Raw genomic sequence first — 16,333 nt, 5'->3', positions numbered from 1 at the left:
CCTGAGAATACAGGTTGCTATTGCCGGCCCGCTATTTCATGGCCCATACCTTTTCCAAACCTCCCGAAAGTATAAGACTGCCGAAACAGGTATAAACCGCCTCAGCCACGTATAAGCCTGGCAACAGTGAACCTATACTTCACCAACACACTATGAAAAAGACAGCTTTTGCGGCCATACTCCTGCTGCACCTCGCCGCTTGCTCCCAAACCAGCAATCCCAAACAGCAACAGGATGCATCCATAACTGCTACACCGGCAGATATTACCACCGCGGCAAGCCTTCACAACCCAGATAGCTGCCAAAGCAATGCTCCCATATTTGCACCACCCACAGAACCTATTAAAGATGCTTCTTTGCAGGCTTACCTCCGGGAACTGGAATTGGCGGTACAACAACAGGACGCATCAAAGCTCCTCACGCTGCTCGACCCTAACATTGCCACCGGCTTTGACGGCAGCGGGGGCCTAGAAGGTTTTAAGGAGCGATGGAACCCTGCAGCCAAAGGCTCCGAACTATGGCCGCTGTTGCACCAAATGCTGGAATTGGGCGGCACTCCTATGCAGCAGGGAGACAGCAGCAACTTTGCGCTGCCATACGTGTACAGCGCCTGGCCCGATTCGCTGGATGCTTTTACCTACAGCGCTGTGGTGCACGATGGTGCCATACTTCGCGCGGAACCTGCTGTCAGTGCGGCCGCCGTCTGCGCGCTGGGCAGGGTAATTCTGAAAGTGGATTACAGCAAATCATACCCACAGCAGGACACTGTGCGCGAAAAAGAATGGTGGTATGTCGCCTCGCCCGACGGGCAGTTGAGAGGTTATCTTCACAAAAGCGACCTGTACAGCCCCGTCGGTTACCGCGCCATCTTCAACAAAAACAAGCAGGGCCAGTGGCTGATGACAGCTTTGGTATCCGGAGATTAAACAAAAAGGGCTGCTGCCATACGCTGGCAGCAGCCCTTTTTATGTAACGGCAAAACCTAGACCACAACCGACTGTGGTTGGCCAACTACGCCATTAATAGGAATATTCTTTTCCAAGGCTGCCAAACGCAGGCTGCCGGCCACATGGCGGGCCACATCTTCCTGCTGTATGCTGCCCAGCCGCAGTATAACGGGCTTGCTGTTTTCCATTTCAAAAACCACAAAGTAATTCGTTATCCATACTTTCATAACCTGCTGCCAGGGCAGTACGCGCTCACGCCCCAACAAGGCCACCCTGTATGCGATGCGCTCCGGCGTCATAGAGAAATAAGCATCCTTTAGCAAAATCTTGTCGGTAGCCAGTGCCGTCCAGATCAGGCCTGCCAGCAGCACTACCACACTGGCAATTGCCCAGCCTGCCCTGAAATGGTCTTCCCATAGCACCTCCCGCAGCAGGGCGTATGCCCCTCCTCCTATCAGAAATATACCTGAAAGCAGCATGAATTTTTTGGTTTGTCTAAGCTTTTTTGAAGAATACAGGGATACATACATACCGTTTAATTTATTATAGTGTTGATATTTTTAAAATCTTATTTTCAGGCGCTCCTGTGTCTGTTAATCTTTCCTCAATCTGATTTTTCACTTTTTTTACCGGCAGCCGGAGCTGTATTCGGTGTTGTAGGTATGTAAGGCGCGGACTTGGTGAAAAGGAACTCATTTTACGATGCTTTAAGCTACATCATTCTAAAAATATTTATACAAACTTCTATTTTTATGTTTTTGTTCCAATTCGTCCGAAATATAACTATTACTTGTATATTTCCAAACATAATGCCTCACGATTTTTTTTAACATAAGCTGCTCTTTAAGCAAAAAAGGCCTTGATGCCGGTTTTTGCTTATATTGACAGGCAAAACAAAACCCATACATGAAAATACGCCACTTTTTAGCGTTTACGGCCCTGGCACTGGCGGGATGCCGGCAGTTGCCGCAGCAAAGCCCGGAGGTGCCGCCGGTAAATAAATTTGATGATGCTGTGCTGCAGCGTATTTATACTTTACAGGATAAGCGCCAGACAGCTGAGCTGCTGCCATATCTGAACAATGCAAAACCGCAGTACCGGCGCGAAGCGGCCATTGCCTTTGCCTCGGTGCAGGACACCCTGGCCATACCGCCGCTGCTGGGCCTGCTCACCGATTCGGCAAAAGTTGTGCGGGAGGCCGCTGCCTATGCCCTGGGCCAGGTGGGTGACGCCAAAGCTGAACACGGGATAATACAACGGCTGCAGCAGGAGCAGCAACCGGCAGTACAGGCCGCCTTACTGGAAGCCCTCGGCAAGGTGGCCACGCAGGCTGGCGTCAGCTTCCTGGCGGCTTATGAGGCGCCAAACCCGGTAGCACTGGCCGGGCAAGCTTGGGGCCTCTACCGTGCCGGGCTTCGCCAGCAGTATAATGACAAAGCCGTGGAGCGGGTTATCAGTTTGTTGTCTCCTGAAAACCCATACGAGGCCCGGCTGGCAGCCGCACACTTCCTTACGCGCGTCGCGCAGCTGGACCTCACGCCCTACCGCCAGGCCATTCTCAGCGCTGCCACCACCGACAAAGCTCCTGAAGTACGTATAGCCGCCACGCAGGCACTCAGCAAAGTTAAAGCTTTGGATAAAGCGCGCTTCCTCTCCGGCATTGTGCAGCGCGACCCTGATTACCGCGTGCGCCTGAGTGCCATACGGGCCATGGCCGGGCTGGACTTTAAAGAGATCAGGCCTGCCATACTTGCGGCCCTGCAGGACAAGAACATCAACACAGCCATAGCCACCGCTGAATTCCTGCAGGCCCACCCCGAGGGCATAAACGCGGATACGCTTTTGCAGGTGCTGCCGCAGTTACAGGATGCCCGGGTGCGCGGCAACCTGATATGGGTGATTCTGCACAACAGCCAGCCTCAGAACCAGCTGTACCTGAACAAGCGCTACAAGCAGCAGTACCAGTATGCCCGCGACCCTTACGACAAAGCCGCCCTGCTGAAAGGCCTTGCCGGTAATTACGACAACTACCCGTTTATTGCGGCTGAGATGTTTTCGGCCACCCAGCCTGTTATTTCTACGTCGGCTATGGATGCGCTGCTTACCATGCGCCAGCAACCTGATTTCCCGAAAGGCCTGGAGGATGAATTTGCAGAAATTTTCAGGAAAGGGATTGGCTCCGGCGATGTGGCCCTAGTGGGTATGTCGGCCGCCGCTATCCGCGATCCGAAACTGAACCTGCGCGGTCACTACCGCAACGTTACTTTCCTGACGCAGGCCCAGCAAAAGCTACAACTGCCCCGCGACATGGAAACCAACATTGAGCTGCAAAAAGCCATCAACTTCCTGAGCGGGAAAGGCGAAGGCGAAACACCTGAAAATCCGTTTACACACCCCATCGACTGGGCGCAGGTACAAGCCATCCCGGCAGACCAGCAGGTAGTGATTCATACAGAGAAAGGCGATATTGTGCTGCAGCTTTTTGTTGAAGATGCGCCGGGCTCCGTAGCCAATTTTGTTGCGCTGACCAGGCAGGACTTTTTTGACAGTTTATACTTCCATCGGGTGGTACCAAATTTTGTGGCGCAGGGCGGCGACAAGCGCGGCGATGGCTGGGGCAGCTCCGATTACTCTATCCGCTCCGAATTTGCTCCGCTCAAGTATAAAGAAGGCTATGTAGGCATGGCTTCCGCCGGCAAAGATACCGAAAGCAACCAGTGGTTTATCACGCATTCGCCCACGCCGCACCTTGATGGCCGCTATACTATCTTCGCCAAGGTGGTGGAGGGGATGGATGTGGTGCACCAGCTGGAAGTGGGCGACAGGATTATCGATGTGGTGCTGCGGTAAGTATATAAGTATAAGTAAAAAATAAGATCAGGTGGATCATCGGGGACGTTAGAAACAAGACTTTCATTGTTCTTATGCCTGATAATTAGCAACTTATACTTAATGATAAGCTATTTAAAGTATATCATTTATTTTGTCTGATCTCTTAGTATCAATTACTGATTATAGGGTCTGCTCCGGCCATGCAGGTACAGGTAGGCTGCAGCAACATAAAAAAGGCGACACCCACGTGTCGCCTTTATATTTCATCTATAGCCGTGCCTTGTCGCCATACTTCAGGAGCAACGCTCTACAGGAATGCCCTCTGGCGAAATAAGTTCTGACCAGTTGCACAGGAGTGTTTTAAATTCATTTTGCAGGGCCTGGCTGCGGTCTTTGGCATACCAGCCATGCAGCTTCTCCGAAAATTCTTTAAAAGGAACATCCTGCGCCTTCATATCCAAGTATAGTCGCTGTGCCGGTTCAGGTCGCGGGCCCCAGGTACCCAGTTCTTCCATCGTATCAGCATTTAACGCAATCAGTTTAGGAATGGAGCGGCCGCCGTTGGTCAGGTACTCATCCATTATATCCGGATTCTCGTCGCGGAGCAGTAGTTTCACCTCAATCAGGGGAGAGGCATCTGCTATTTTTACAATGGCAGGCAGGTTCTGGGCTGCATCGCCGCACCAGGCCTCGGTTAGCACCACCCACACCATTTTGGTTTGCACGCTCAGCAGCAGTTGTACCAGTTCATCGTCGAGCACGGTTGTTTTCTCCACGCGGCGCATGCGGTGCGCATTCATACGCGTATATTCCACCATTTCTTCGGAGTGGTTGCTGCCGGTAGTTTTATTTTCTGCCAGCAGCTTGTCAATCATCTCCCGGTATTGGGTATAGGTCATTGCTTTTGCCAGATGCGCAGGCGTAATTGGTGTTGTTTTCATCTGTTCTTTAGTTATATTCTTGTCGATTTCAGTGTTCATTTTATACTTTAAATTCTATACAGGCAGATAATTGCCTGATCTAGTCATTCTAAATTCAGCCGCCTCGCCACCAGAGAAGCGCAGTGTCATATTTATACTTTGGTTGCCGTTTCTTAGGAACAAACCCGCTCACAACCAAACTTTTATACTTCTAAATGCTGGTGTCTGATGCGCCGGGATGTGTTCTTTTATACTATAAAACAGCTGATGCCTTATTCTTTTCTACGTGCCTGCGGCCAGGGGTTTGCCTGATCGGCCAATTTGTTGCAGCACCCAGTGGCTGTCATCCCGCAAGTGTCCTTATATTTATGCAGACTTAATGCCTTAAAACCATGACACCACCCAAAGCGCATTTTCTTATACTTGGCGGCACCGGCAGCATCGGCTATGCTTTTGCACAGGAGGTGCTCCGCCGTAACGAACAGGCTACACTACTGGTAAGAAACCTCCCGAAGGCCGAAAAGTTATTTGGCCCGCATGCCACGCTAAAGCTGATAGAAGGCGATGTGCAGGATTTATCGCTGCTAAAGCGCCTGGCAGAACCGGCAACGCACATCTTTCATGGCATTAACTACCCTTATGCCCAGTGGGCCGGCAACATGGCGCGTGCAACAGAAAATGTGCTGGAGGCAGCTGCCCGGAACGAAGCCACGGTGCTGTTTCCGGGTAATATTTATAACTATGGGCTGACGCCGCTTATTAAAGAAACAAGTTCTGAGCAACCCAACACCCGCAAAGGCGCTATCCGGGTAAAGCTGGAGCAGTTGCTGCAAGAGTCTGCCAGCCAGGGTAAGTGCCGCGTCATCAACCTGCGGCTCCCCGATTTCTGGGGCCCAAATGTGCTGAACGAAGGCATTGTGCCGATTTTCAGAGGCGCCCTGCAGGGCAAAGCGATGCCGTGGCTCATCCGCGACGACATCCCGCACCAACTGGTGTACACGCCCGATGCGGCCCGTGCTTTTTATGAACTTGTGCAGTTGCAGCCGCAGGAGCCTTATGCGCTTTACAACTATGCCGGCGAAGTAGTGCCGAGTATAAAGCAATGGCAGGCAGCTATTGCCGATGCAGCAGGCACCAGGCCGAAGCATAAACTATACCCTAAAGTCTTGTTTAAAGTGCTCGGCTGGTTTGTACCCGGCATGCGGGAGATACACGAGATGAGTTACTTATGGGGAAACACGCTTTTGCTGGATGATAATAAGCTGCGCCAGGTGCTACCAGATTTTCGCAATACGCCTATGCAGCAGGCTATAGCCGATACGCTCAGTTGGTTCAGGGAACATGATAAAACGCATGCCATGAAGGGGTGATGCGCTGTACCAGGTATATACCTTACATGTCAGCTTAAAATAAGCGTTTGGTTCCCTTGTTGCAGGCAACAGGAAAACCAAACGCTCTGCTACTATAAAGGCGGCGCTATTCTGCAGCCATCAAAGCTGTTACTTATTCGGCTGCGGCGTCATGCGCAGGTATGGCTTCACGATGCGGTGGCCTTTCGGGAATTTAGCCGGGATCTCTTCGTCCTTTATAGATCCGGAAATCACCACGTCTTCTCCTTCTTTCCAGTCGGCCGGGGTGGCAACGCTATAGTTAGCTGTCAGTTGCAGCGAATCAATTACGCGCAGAATCTCCTGAAAATTACGACCTGTAGAAGCTGGGTACACGATCATCAGCTTAATTTTTTTATCCGGCCCGATAACGAACAGCGACCGCACTGTCAGGTTACCCGAAGCGTTGGGGTGAATCATACCATACAAATCGGCAATCTTCCTGTCCGGATCAGCGATGATGGGAAATTCTACCTGTGTGTTCTGTGTTTCGTTGATGTCTTGTATCCAGCCTTTATGCGAGTCTACCTCGTCTACGCTCAGCGCGGCCACCTTTACGTTGCGCCTGGCAAATTCGTCTTTCAGGCGGGCGGTTGCGCCCAGCTCAGTTGTGCAAACCGGTGTATAATCGGCCGGGTGCGAGAACAATACGCCCCAGGAGTCGCCCAGCCACTCATGAAAATTTATTTCTCCCTCAGTGGTCTGTGCCGTAAAGTCGGGAGCCTCATCGTTTAATTGTAATGACATTTTTCTGATAGTTTATAGGTTAAAGATGCCGATGCTCCGGGCTGTTTACTACCCTTAAACGGCGGCCAATGCCAGCAAAGCACAGGCTGCGCTTGCATAAATGCCGCATTTACAGGAGCACGTTTAATCAAATATAACGAGAATTAATATTTCCTACAAAACCGATAGAGATTGTATTCTGATAAATTAACTCCTGACAAGCGTAAAGACGCTGTAGCCACGTATATACCTGCCTGGTTTTTAGAATTCAGGAACAGCGATCGTGGGCAGAATTGCTCCGCCCGGCTCGGCTGCCGGCATTAAAGAAGGAACAATTTGTATGGTATGGTCTTGAGCCTGTGGATCTTTCAGTAGCGAGGTAAGCTGTTTATGGGCCTGTTCGAAATCCTGTAGCTGCTTGTAGCTGAACATATAGAAATACTCCTGCGCAGCCTTCTCTACAAACACATAGAAATTGTAAACTTTCTCTTCAAAGAAAGTCAATGTATGTGCTTCAATGCGGGTAATTTCACAAAGGAGTATGGAGGTAGTGCTGGATCCAATAGGGCCTTGTATTATGGTAATCATTTTGCCTACGTTAAATATGTAAAAAACTTAGGCGGTAAAGTCTTGTGCTTAAGCAAGTGCAGTATAGCAAATTATAGTATAAATTGCTACTATCATGTACTTATGCTTAGCGATTTATACTTAGATACCTGTCAGCATATAATATTTCTGTTCCTGAAAGAGCCGCTACCCTACTTTACCGGGTCATACCCGCTGCCGCCCCAGGGGTGGCAACGGCCAATGCGTTTCAGGGCCATCCAGCCGCCTTTAAACGGGCCATACTTGTTCACGGCCTCCACGGCATACTGCGAGCAGGTAGGCGTGTAGCGGCAGCTGGCGGGTGTAAGCGGCGAAATCATGTGCTGGTATACCCAGATGAGCCCGAGCACCAGCTTTTTAAAAATCCACATCATGGTTCGGTATTTGCATCTCGCTTGCAAAAAGAGGCATTTTACGGCGGTTTTGCTACATTTGCCCCTGTTTATCTAACCTAAACAAATATTCATGCTTAAAAAAATCCTTTCCCTCTTACTTATCGCCTCGCTTAGCGTGCCTTTTGCAGCGCGGGCCGACGAAGGTATGTGGCTGCCGATGCTCATCAAGCGCCTGAATTATACCGACATGCAGAAAGAAGGCCTGCAGCTCACAGCCGAAGAAATTTACAGTGTAAACCACGCCAGCCTGAAAGATGCCATTGTCTCTTTCGGCGGTTTCTGTACCGGTGAGTTCATCTCGCCCGAAGGTTTGCTCATTACCAACCACCACTGCGGTTACAGTTCTGTTCAGTCGCACTCCAGCCCCGACCACGATTACCTGACGGATGGTTTCTGGGCTACGTCCAAAGACAAAGAGCTGCCAAACGAAGGCTTATTCGTAGACATTTTGGTGCGCATGGACGATGTAACCGATAAGGTGCTGGAAGGTATTACGCCGGCTACTTCAGAAGAAGAGCGTGCCCAGAAAATAGCGCAGCGCATGAAAGCCATCGCGCAGGAAGCCAGCGAAAATGGCCAATACGTGAGCTATGTGCGTGATTTCTTTAACGGAAACGAGTATTACGTGTTTGTGTACAACCGCTACACCGACGTACGCCTGGTAGGCGCGCCACCTTCATCAGTAGGTAAGTATGGCGGCGACACCGACAACTGGATGTGGCCACGCCACACCGGCGACTTCTCTATGTTCCGTGTATACATGGCGCCGGACGGCAAACCCGCTCCCTACAGCAAAACCAACGTACCGTACAAGCCAAAGCACTTTCTGCCTATCTCGCTGAGCGACAAAGAACCGGGCGATTTCTCGATGGTATTCGGCTTTCCGGGCCGCACCAAGCGATTTATGACCTCGCATGGCCTGAAACTGGAAGTAAACCAACTGAACAAATCCCGTATCAAGCTGCGCGATAAAAAGCTGGGCCTCTGGAAAGAAGACATGGACAAAGATGCTGCCACCCGCATCAAGTATGCGTCTAAGTATGCCTCCACTTCCAACTACTACAAATACTCTATCGGCCAGAACGAAGGCATCAAGCGCATGCACACCATCGAAGGTAAAATTGCCGACGAAGACAAGTTCCAGGCCTGGGCCAACGCTGATGCGCAACGCAAAGCCACTTATGGCGATGTGCTAAGTAATATTGCCGACGCTTACGCCAACATCGAGAAGTATAACCTGGGCAGCATTTATCTGAATGAAGCTGTTTTAGGAACCGAATCGATGATGCTGGGCTACCGCTTTATTCCGCTTTACAACACCCTGAAAGCGAATAACGCGGCCGCTACGCAAAAAGCCATCGAAGACCTGAAACCCCGTGTGGATGCCCACTTCAAAGACTACAACATGCCAACCGACAAGAAGGTATTTGCGGCCATGATGAAGTACTACTACGAGGACATCCCGAAAGACCAGCAACCAGAGGAGTTCAAAAATATGGTGCAGAAGTATAACGGCAATTTCGAGAAGCTGGCCGACTATGTGTACAGCAACTCCTTCCTTGTTTCAGAGCAGAAAGTGAATGACTTCCTTCAGAATCCGTCGCAGAAGAAGCTGGAAAACGACCCGGCTTTCCAGATAGTAAATTCCATTCTGATGAACTATGTGAATAACATAGCACCGAAAATGGCTGAAAGCAACGCGAAGCTGGATAAGGCCAACCGCCTGTATGTAGCCGGTCTGCGCCTGATGAACCCGGACAAAGTATATTACCCGGATGCTAACTCTACGCTGCGCCTGAGCTACGGAACGGTAAAAGATTATAGCCCGCAGGATGGCGTGTTGTACAACTACTATACAACACTGGATGGTGTGATGGCCAAAGAAGACCCGACCAACCCAGAATTTGTGGTGCCGGCTAAACTGAAGCAACTCTACCAGGCCAAAGATTACGGCCGCTATGCGAACTCCAAAGGCGAACTGGTCACCGACTTCATCACCGACAACGACATTACAGGAGGTAACTCCGGTTCGCCGGTTATCAATGGTCGTGGTGAGTTGATGGGCCTTGCTTTCGACGGCAACTGGGAAGCCATGACGGGCGACTTAGTATACGACCCGGAATACAAGCGCTGCATCAACGTAGACATCCGTTACGTGCTGTTCATCATCGACAAGTATGCCGGTGCTACCAACCTGATACAGGAGATGACGCTGGTAGACAACGGTAACCCCGGCGCCGGTGACGCAGCCGAGGCTAAAGCTGAAACCCCACAAGCCGAACTCTTAAACGCTACTGTGCAGGAAGCCAAAGAAATGCTTCGCAGCGGCAAAGAGGAGTTTAAGATTGAGAAGAAAAAAGGCGATGTGAAAGTAAAACTTCAGGTGAAAGACTAAGCAAGTTCGCTTTTTAAAAGTATAGAAACGGCGCTGGGGAAATCCTCAGCGCCGTTTTTGTTTCATTAAATTTGATAGTTATACTTTTAGCTTACCTCTTAGCTGCTGCTCATCTGTTTATCAAGAAGGCTATCCTTACTAGTTGGCGTTTGATGCTGTAGAAGTAACAGGCAGCTTGTTTCATCTCTAGCTTTGGTGCCCTCAGGCCGGGAGGCCTCGTCCTCGGGCATCGCGCTGTGGCGTGAAGCTGCCCTAGCGGGCTGCCGCATGCGCGGCACCGCAACACACCAATAGAGGGCCCCTACCCCCAGGCGCTCAACCCAAGGACTGGAATCATTCAGATAGCTGCTGCTCTTTGCTATGCAACTAGAACCAAGTCCCACTTTGAAGGCGTAGGGGGATGTTTCGAAACCACAGACGCTACAACCCTTTTTATTCTCATCCTCCAACAGCCGAATTCCCCTCCTCGGAGGGGCAAGGGGTGGGTTCCACAAACTCAGAAGCTACAATGCACATTCTTCTAAAGCAGCAGTACCAGAACTCCCCTCCTTAGACAAGGAGGGGTAGGGGTGGTTGGACCCGGAACTTCAAAAGCCTCAAATGCTGGGCTATAAAACCAAACCCAAGCACCCGCTCCTGTTTTAGAATCATACCCTTTGAGAAAGGAGAAGTCAGATACACGGGCTTCACTGGTAACCATCAAATCGACGCAACCGAACCCCCATCCACCCGCAAATTAGTACCCGTAATAAACGACGCCTGCTCCGATGCCAGGAAAACCACCGCTGCGCCTACTTCCGCAATGGTACCCGGCCGTTGCAACACAATGTCCGGGCGGTTCTGTGCCAGAAACTCTTTTTCCGCTTTCTCTTTCGAGATGCCTTTCTGCTGCGCCTGCCCCTGCATCATGCCATCGACCAAGGGAGTAAGTATAAAAGCCGGCGACACGGAATTCACCAGGATGTTATACTTGCCCAGCGCCTTCGAAAGCGCTTTGCTCAGGTTCAGGATAGCCGCTTTGGTGAGGTCGTACGGAATCATATCGGGGTAGGGCTGCAGGCCATTTTCAGACGACATATTGATGATGCGGCCCCACTTCTTTTCTTTCATATCAGGCAGCACCGCTTTTATCAGCCGCACCATGGCCACTACATTCAGGTCGTAGAGGCGCATATATACTTCTTCTGCAATATCCTCAAAGTCGCCGGTTTCGCCTATGCCGCCTGCATTATTCACCAGAATGTCGATATCACCTGCTCCGCTTTTAGCTTTTGCGATGAGCTGCTCCACCTCTTCCGCATTTGTTACATCGGCAGGTATCGGCAGCACTTTGTTCCCCGTCTTTCCAGAAATCTCACGGGCGGTTTCTTCCAGTTCTTTCTGGTCGCGGGCACAGATAATAACGGTGGCCCCGGCCTCTGACAGTGCCTGTGCTGCTCCCTTGCCAATGCCTTTACTGCCGCCGGTTACCAGGGCTACTTTGTTTCTGAGGTCAATTTCCATAGATAAGATTTATAGGTAGAAGATATTGAAAGAACGTGCTAAAGCGCTTAGAGTTAAGCGCCTTAATCCTGCAATGTACCTTATACATTAATTTGTATATTTTATCAGCGGCTTCCGTACAAGTATACTTCTAAAAGTACAAACCAAACCCCAGCTGCATGAGGCTACCTTTACGCTTCAGTTTATACTTGCTGTTTCTACTCCTCCCCTGCGTGGCGCAGGCGCAGGCCGATGTGCCGGTGGGTGCACGCGCGGCGGCCTTGGGTAACGCCGCCGTTACGCTCCATGACTTGTGGGCTTTGAGCAACAACATAGCCGGCATCGCTGATTTGAAGCAACCAGAAGTGGGCGCTTATGTGGAGAACCGTTTTGGTGTGCGGGCTTTTACCACTGTGGCGTTAGAGGCTGTTTACCCCACGGGCAAGTATGGCAGCTATGGTCTAAGCCTGAGCAGGTTTGGCGATGAGTTGTATAGCCGGCAATCGGTGGGTTTGGGTGTGGCGCACAAGCTGGGGCAGTTTAGCCTGGGTGCAAAAGCAGAAGTATGGCAGATAGCGGTAAAAGGATACGGCAGCCGCAAGGCTGTTACGCTTTCGGCAGGTTTGCAGGCAGAAGTGATACCTGATTTATACTTTGGCGCTTACGCCTATAATCTCAACCAGGCCAAATTAGCTGACTTTGAAGATGAACGCCTGCCTACTATCATGAAAGCCGGTCTGGCTTACCGGCCCTACAAAAAGCTGTTACTGGCTATTGAAACAGAAAAGAACATCGACTATGATGCAGATTTTAAAGCAGGCCTGGAATACACGTTGCTGGATGATAATTTGGTGCTCCGCACCGGCTTCAGCACGCTCACCAACAAAGCCACTTTCGGCATAGGTTTTCGCGCCCGGCAATTGCAGGTAGACTATGCCTTCGGCTCCACCACCTTACTTGGCCAGAGCCACCATCTTTCCCTTTCTTACCAGTTCGAAAAATCGAAGTAAGTTTGGTTGTTATCTGAATCAGAATTTACAGGATTCTTGAATTGGCAGGATTGATTATCCTTTGAATTAATTGGAGGGACAAATCCAAAAAGCTATACTTCGAACTTCCTGAAAATCCTTCTTAATCCTGAAAATCCTGATTCAGACACTCGCAGGAGCTGCGCACGCTGCGAGGTCTTTTGCCTGGTTACGCTCTGCTCTTCTTCTTCAGCCGTTTAATAAAAGGCTCAATCGTGAGTCCCTGCACGGTGAGCGACAGCAACACCACGGCATACGTAATGGCGGCGATAAAATCGCGGTGCATTTCAGGGGCTAAGGACAGGGCCAGCGCAATGGAAATGCCGCCCCGCAGGCCGCCCCAGGTCATGATGGAAAGGGTGTGCGGTGCAAACGTTTTGTGAAGCCTGAGGCCGTACGAGGGTATTGCGAGCGACAGATAGCGCACCACCAGCACAATGCACGTGGTTATCAAACCGATTAAAATATAAGAGCGGTGAAACGGCACCACCATCAGTTCCAGACCAATCAGCACGAAAAGCGCGGCGTTCAGTATTTCATCTATCATCTCCCAAAATTTGGTCAGGTAATCGGCAGTTTGCTTGCTCATAGCTTTTTCAGTGCCCTGGTTTCCGATTAAAAGCCCGGCTGCCACCATCGCCAGCGGCCCCGAAAAATGCAGGAAGTGCGCCATACTATAACCGCCCATCACCACGGCCAGCGATATCAGCACCTCCGTCTGGTAATGGTCGATGCGCTTCATAAAGAAATAAGCAATATAGCCGACCAGTAGCCCCAGCCCGATGCCGCCGCCCACTTCTCTCACAAACAACTCCAGTATAAATGAGCCCTCAATGTTGCCAAAACCCCGCTGCGCTATCTCGAAAATCGAAATAAAGACCACCACGCCCACACCATCGTTAAACAGCGACTCGCCCGAAATATTCATTTCGAGTTGCTCCGGTATGTTGGCTTTTTTCAGGATGCCCAGCACCGCAATCGGGTCGGTTGGGGAGATAAGCGCACCGAAAAGCAGGCAATAAGTATAGTTGATAGGTTGGCCGATCAGCTGCAGCAGGTAATAAAATAGCGTACCCGTCAGCACGGTCGAAATCAGTACGCCCAAAGTGGCAAAAATCATGACTGGCCATTTCGATTCGGCCAGTTTATCTAAATCGATGTGCAGGGAACCGGCAAATAGCAGAAAGCTCAGCATAAATTCCAGTAACACCTCCGAGAAATCAATGTCGCGCAGCCGGGCTTCCACCAACATTTCAAAGTCCGGCGAAAGGGCACCAAGTCCCTGCACCAGCACCGACACCAGCAAACCTGCCAATAGCAGCGCAATAGCCGTAGGCAGCCGGAAGTGCTTGTGGTTGATGTAGGCGAAAATGGCCGAGATAACAAGTATAACCGAGAAGATATGAAAGAACTCCATGTAACTATTTTTAGCTAAAATATAGTAGTGTACTTGTTGCCGCTTGTATGTATAAATCTTCCGAGGAGAGGCAGCAGCGAACAACCAACTAATTACCTGCCTATGGTACGAAGTTTATTGCTTTGCTGGTTTATACTTTGTTTAACGCTGCCGCTGCACGCGCAGGAGTATCCGCGCCAGAACATCGATTTTGATTTGCTGGTGCAGGAGCTTTTCGCGCAGCAGGAAGACGAGAATGTGCCCTACGAAGATTTCTACGAAACGCTGTTCCAGTACTACCAGCGCCCACTCGACCTGAACCGCGCCACTCCCGAAGAACTGGCATCGCTGTTTATACTTTCGCGCCCACAGATTGCCTCGTTTCTGAAGTATAAAGCGGAGAATGGCGACTTGTTGAGTATTTATGAACTGCAGGCCATCCCTGATTTCGATTTACCTACCATTTACCAGTTAGTCCCGTTTGTGCGCGTAGCTGATGCTGGCCTGCAGGCCGACCAGCGCACGCTGTGGCAGCGCATGGCAGGCGAGGACAACAACGCCCTTATACTTCGGTACGAGCGCACCCTGCAACAGCAGCGCGGCTATACTCCGGTGGCTCCCGACAGTCGCGCCACCAGCCGCTACCTTGGCTCTCCGGACAAACTATACCTGCGCTACCGCATCAGCCATGCCCGCGATTACAGCTTCGGGTTTACCGCCGAGAAAGATGCCGGCGAGCAATTTACCTGGGATGGCCACACGCACCGTTATGGTTTCGATTACTACACGGCACACCTACAGTTTTACAACGAAGGCAAGTTTAAAGCAATTGCGTTGGGTGATTACCAGTTGCAGCTCGGGCAAGGCTTGTTGCTCTCGTCGGGCTACAGCGTGGGCAAGGGCAGCGAAACCATCACGACCGTGAGTCGCCCGAACCTGGGCATCCGGCCGTATAGCTCCGTACTGGAGTATGCCTACTTTAGGGGCGCAGCCGCTACTTATACTTTGGGTAAGGTTGATATTACGGGCTTTTACTCCAACAAACGCGTAGATGCCAACCTGCAAACGCAGCTCGATACCTTGCGCAATGAAAGCGATTTCTTCAGCGGTATTCAGACGACCGGCTTCCACCGCACCCCTACCGAACTGAACAACAGAGGCGGTGCGCGGGAGCAGGTATACGGCGCCAACGCTACCTACCAGAGCCGTGCTAAAACGCTTTTGGTCGGTGTTACGGCGCTGGGGCTGCACTATGGTTCGCCCATTCAGAAAGCAGGCGCGCCATACCAGCGCTTTGAATTTAGCGGCAAAAACAACTACAACCTGGGAGCAAACTATAGTTATACCTGGCAGAACATATACCTGTTTGGCGAAACGGCTATTAGCAAGAGCGGCGGACTGGGTACGGTGAATGGCTTCGTGGCCAACCTCTCGAACAAGGTAGAACTGGCGATGTTGTACCGCTCCTATGCCCGTAATTTTCACAGCTTTTACGGCAGCGCTTTTAGCGAGGCAACGCGCAGCATCAACGAACGCGGCCTGTATACCGGCATCAAGATAAAGCCTTTCCGCAAGTGGGAGCTAACAGCATACTACGACCGGTTCCGGTTTCCGTGGCTGCGCTACCGCGTGGATGCACCCTCGCAGGGCTACGAGTATTTACTGCGGTTATACTTTAAACCCAACAAGCAAACTTCCTTCTACGCCCAGTTCCGCACCGAAAGCAAAGGCCTGAACGCTGCCAACAACCTTACGCCCATCGACTACGTTTCCCAGGCGCTCCGCCGGAACTACCTGTTCTATTATGAGTTTGTCCCTACCAAAGCACTCACCCTGAAATCGCGGGTGCAGTTTAGCAGCTACGCGCAGGAGTCGCCTCAAACCACAGGCTACCTTATCGCGCAGGATGTTAATTTCATTTTTCGGCGAATACGGCTCAGCACCCGTTACGCCATTTTCGACACCGACAATTACGATACCCGTCAGTATGTGTATGAGCGCGATGTGCTGGGTGCCTTCTCCATCCCTGCCTTCAGCGGCACAGGCACACGCGTGTACGCCTTGCTACAGGTCAGCCCCCTCCGCGATTTGGATGTGTGGGTAAAGTATGGCCTCACGCATTACCGCCACCAAGATACCATTGGTTCCGGGCTGGATTTAATTGAAGGCTCCCGCCGGTCGGATGCGACAGTGCAGATGCGGTATCAGTTTTGATTTT

Annotated in this window: 13 protein-coding genes; 6 read left to right on the top strand and 7 right to left on the bottom strand. The window is 51.1% G+C overall.

Features of this window, described 5'->3' with window-relative positions; translation table 11 throughout:
- Nucleotides 1-152: 152 nt before the first annotated feature.
- Nucleotides 153-926 (top strand): hypothetical protein, encoded by a 774-nt coding sequence (locus tag I2I11_RS01925; protein ID WP_196265971.1) that lies wholly within the window; start codon nucleotides 153-155, stop codon nucleotides 924-926.
- A gap of 56 nt (nucleotides 927-982) precedes the next feature.
- Here I2I11_RS01925 and I2I11_RS01920 read toward each other — a convergent pair whose 3' ends face one another.
- Nucleotides 983-1,426, bottom strand: a complete 444-nt coding sequence (locus I2I11_RS01920) for a hypothetical protein (RefSeq protein WP_196265970.1) — start codon at nucleotides 1,424-1,426, stop codon at nucleotides 983-985.
- A 427-nt stretch (nucleotides 1,427-1,853) separates the two neighbouring features.
- On the opposite strand from I2I11_RS01920, the gene I2I11_RS01915 reads away from it, so the two are divergent.
- Nucleotides 1,854-3,797 (top strand): peptidylprolyl isomerase, encoded by a 1,944-nt coding sequence (locus tag I2I11_RS01915; protein WP_196265969.1) that lies wholly within the window; start codon nucleotides 1,854-1,856, stop codon nucleotides 3,795-3,797.
- 275 nt (nucleotides 3,798-4,072) lie between these two features.
- On the opposite strand, the gene I2I11_RS01910 is transcribed toward I2I11_RS01915, so the two are convergent.
- Nucleotides 4,073-4,720 carry a thioredoxin family protein gene (locus tag I2I11_RS01910; RefSeq protein WP_196265968.1) on the bottom strand — a complete coding sequence of 216 codons (648 nt, stop codon included), beginning with the start codon at nucleotides 4,718-4,720 and terminating at the stop codon, nucleotides 4,073-4,075.
- A 371-nt stretch (nucleotides 4,721-5,091) separates the two neighbouring features.
- On the opposite strand from I2I11_RS01910, the gene I2I11_RS01905 reads away from it, so the two are divergent.
- Nucleotides 5,092-6,069 (top strand): NAD-dependent epimerase/dehydratase family protein, encoded by a 978-nt coding sequence (locus tag I2I11_RS01905; RefSeq protein ID WP_196265967.1) that lies wholly within the window; start codon nucleotides 5,092-5,094, stop codon nucleotides 6,067-6,069.
- A 129-nt stretch (nucleotides 6,070-6,198) separates the two neighbouring features.
- Here I2I11_RS01905 and I2I11_RS01900 read toward each other — a convergent pair whose 3' ends face one another.
- The 3 genes from I2I11_RS01900 to yidD all read right to left on the bottom strand — a co-directional run bounded on the left by I2I11_RS01900 (nucleotide 6,199) and on the right by yidD (nucleotide 7,790).
- Nucleotides 6,199-6,834 (bottom strand): peroxiredoxin, encoded by a 636-nt coding sequence (locus I2I11_RS01900; protein WP_196265966.1) that lies wholly within the window; start codon nucleotides 6,832-6,834, stop codon nucleotides 6,199-6,201.
- A gap of 240 nt (nucleotides 6,835-7,074) precedes the next feature.
- Nucleotides 7,075-7,401, bottom strand: coding sequence for a hypothetical protein (locus I2I11_RS01895; RefSeq protein WP_196265965.1), 327 nt, complete (start codon nucleotides 7,399-7,401; stop codon nucleotides 7,075-7,077).
- 170 nt (nucleotides 7,402-7,571) lie between these two features.
- Entirely contained in the window at nucleotides 7,572-7,790 is a 219-nt protein-coding gene (yidD, locus tag I2I11_RS01890; protein WP_370582913.1) for a membrane protein insertion efficiency factor YidD, read from the bottom strand.
- Nucleotides 7,791-7,884: 94 nt separating this feature from the next.
- Here yidD and I2I11_RS01885 point away from each other — a divergent pair, with 94 nt between their 5' ends.
- A complete protein-coding gene (locus I2I11_RS01885; RefSeq protein WP_196265963.1) occupies nucleotides 7,885-10,209 on the top strand; it encodes a S46 family peptidase in 2,325 nt (774 codons plus the stop codon).
- Nucleotides 10,210-10,908: 699 nt separating this feature from the next.
- On the opposite strand, the gene I2I11_RS01880 is transcribed toward I2I11_RS01885, so the two are convergent.
- A complete protein-coding gene (locus I2I11_RS01880) occupies nucleotides 10,909-11,712 on the bottom strand; it encodes an SDR family NAD(P)-dependent oxidoreductase (protein ID WP_196265962.1) in 804 nt (267 codons plus the stop codon).
- A 158-nt stretch (nucleotides 11,713-11,870) separates the two neighbouring features.
- Here I2I11_RS01880 and I2I11_RS01875 point away from each other — a divergent pair, with 158 nt between their 5' ends.
- Nucleotides 11,871-12,701, top strand: coding sequence for a PorV/PorQ family protein (locus tag I2I11_RS01875; RefSeq protein WP_196265961.1), 831 nt, complete (start codon nucleotides 11,871-11,873; stop codon nucleotides 12,699-12,701).
- Between the two features lie 187 nt (nucleotides 12,702-12,888).
- Here the strand turns inward: I2I11_RS01875 and I2I11_RS01870 are convergent, their stop codons facing one another.
- A complete protein-coding gene (locus tag I2I11_RS01870; protein ID WP_196265960.1) occupies nucleotides 12,889-14,136 on the bottom strand; it encodes a cation:proton antiporter in 1,248 nt (415 codons plus the stop codon).
- Between the two features lie 102 nt (nucleotides 14,137-14,238).
- Here I2I11_RS01870 and I2I11_RS01865 point away from each other — a divergent pair, with 102 nt between their 5' ends.
- A complete protein-coding gene (locus tag I2I11_RS01865) occupies nucleotides 14,239-16,329 on the top strand; it encodes a ComEA family DNA-binding protein (RefSeq protein WP_196265959.1) in 2,091 nt (696 codons plus the stop codon).
- The last annotated feature ends 4 nt before the right edge of the window (nucleotides 16,330-16,333 follow it).

Origin of the sequence: Pontibacter rufus (assembly GCF_015694705.1) — a bacterium.
Lineage (GTDB): Bacteria > Bacteroidota > Bacteroidia > Cytophagales > Hymenobacteraceae > Pontibacter > Pontibacter rufus.
Note: the sequence above shows the minus strand (reverse complement) of the source record. Positions and strands in the feature narration are given on the sequence as shown.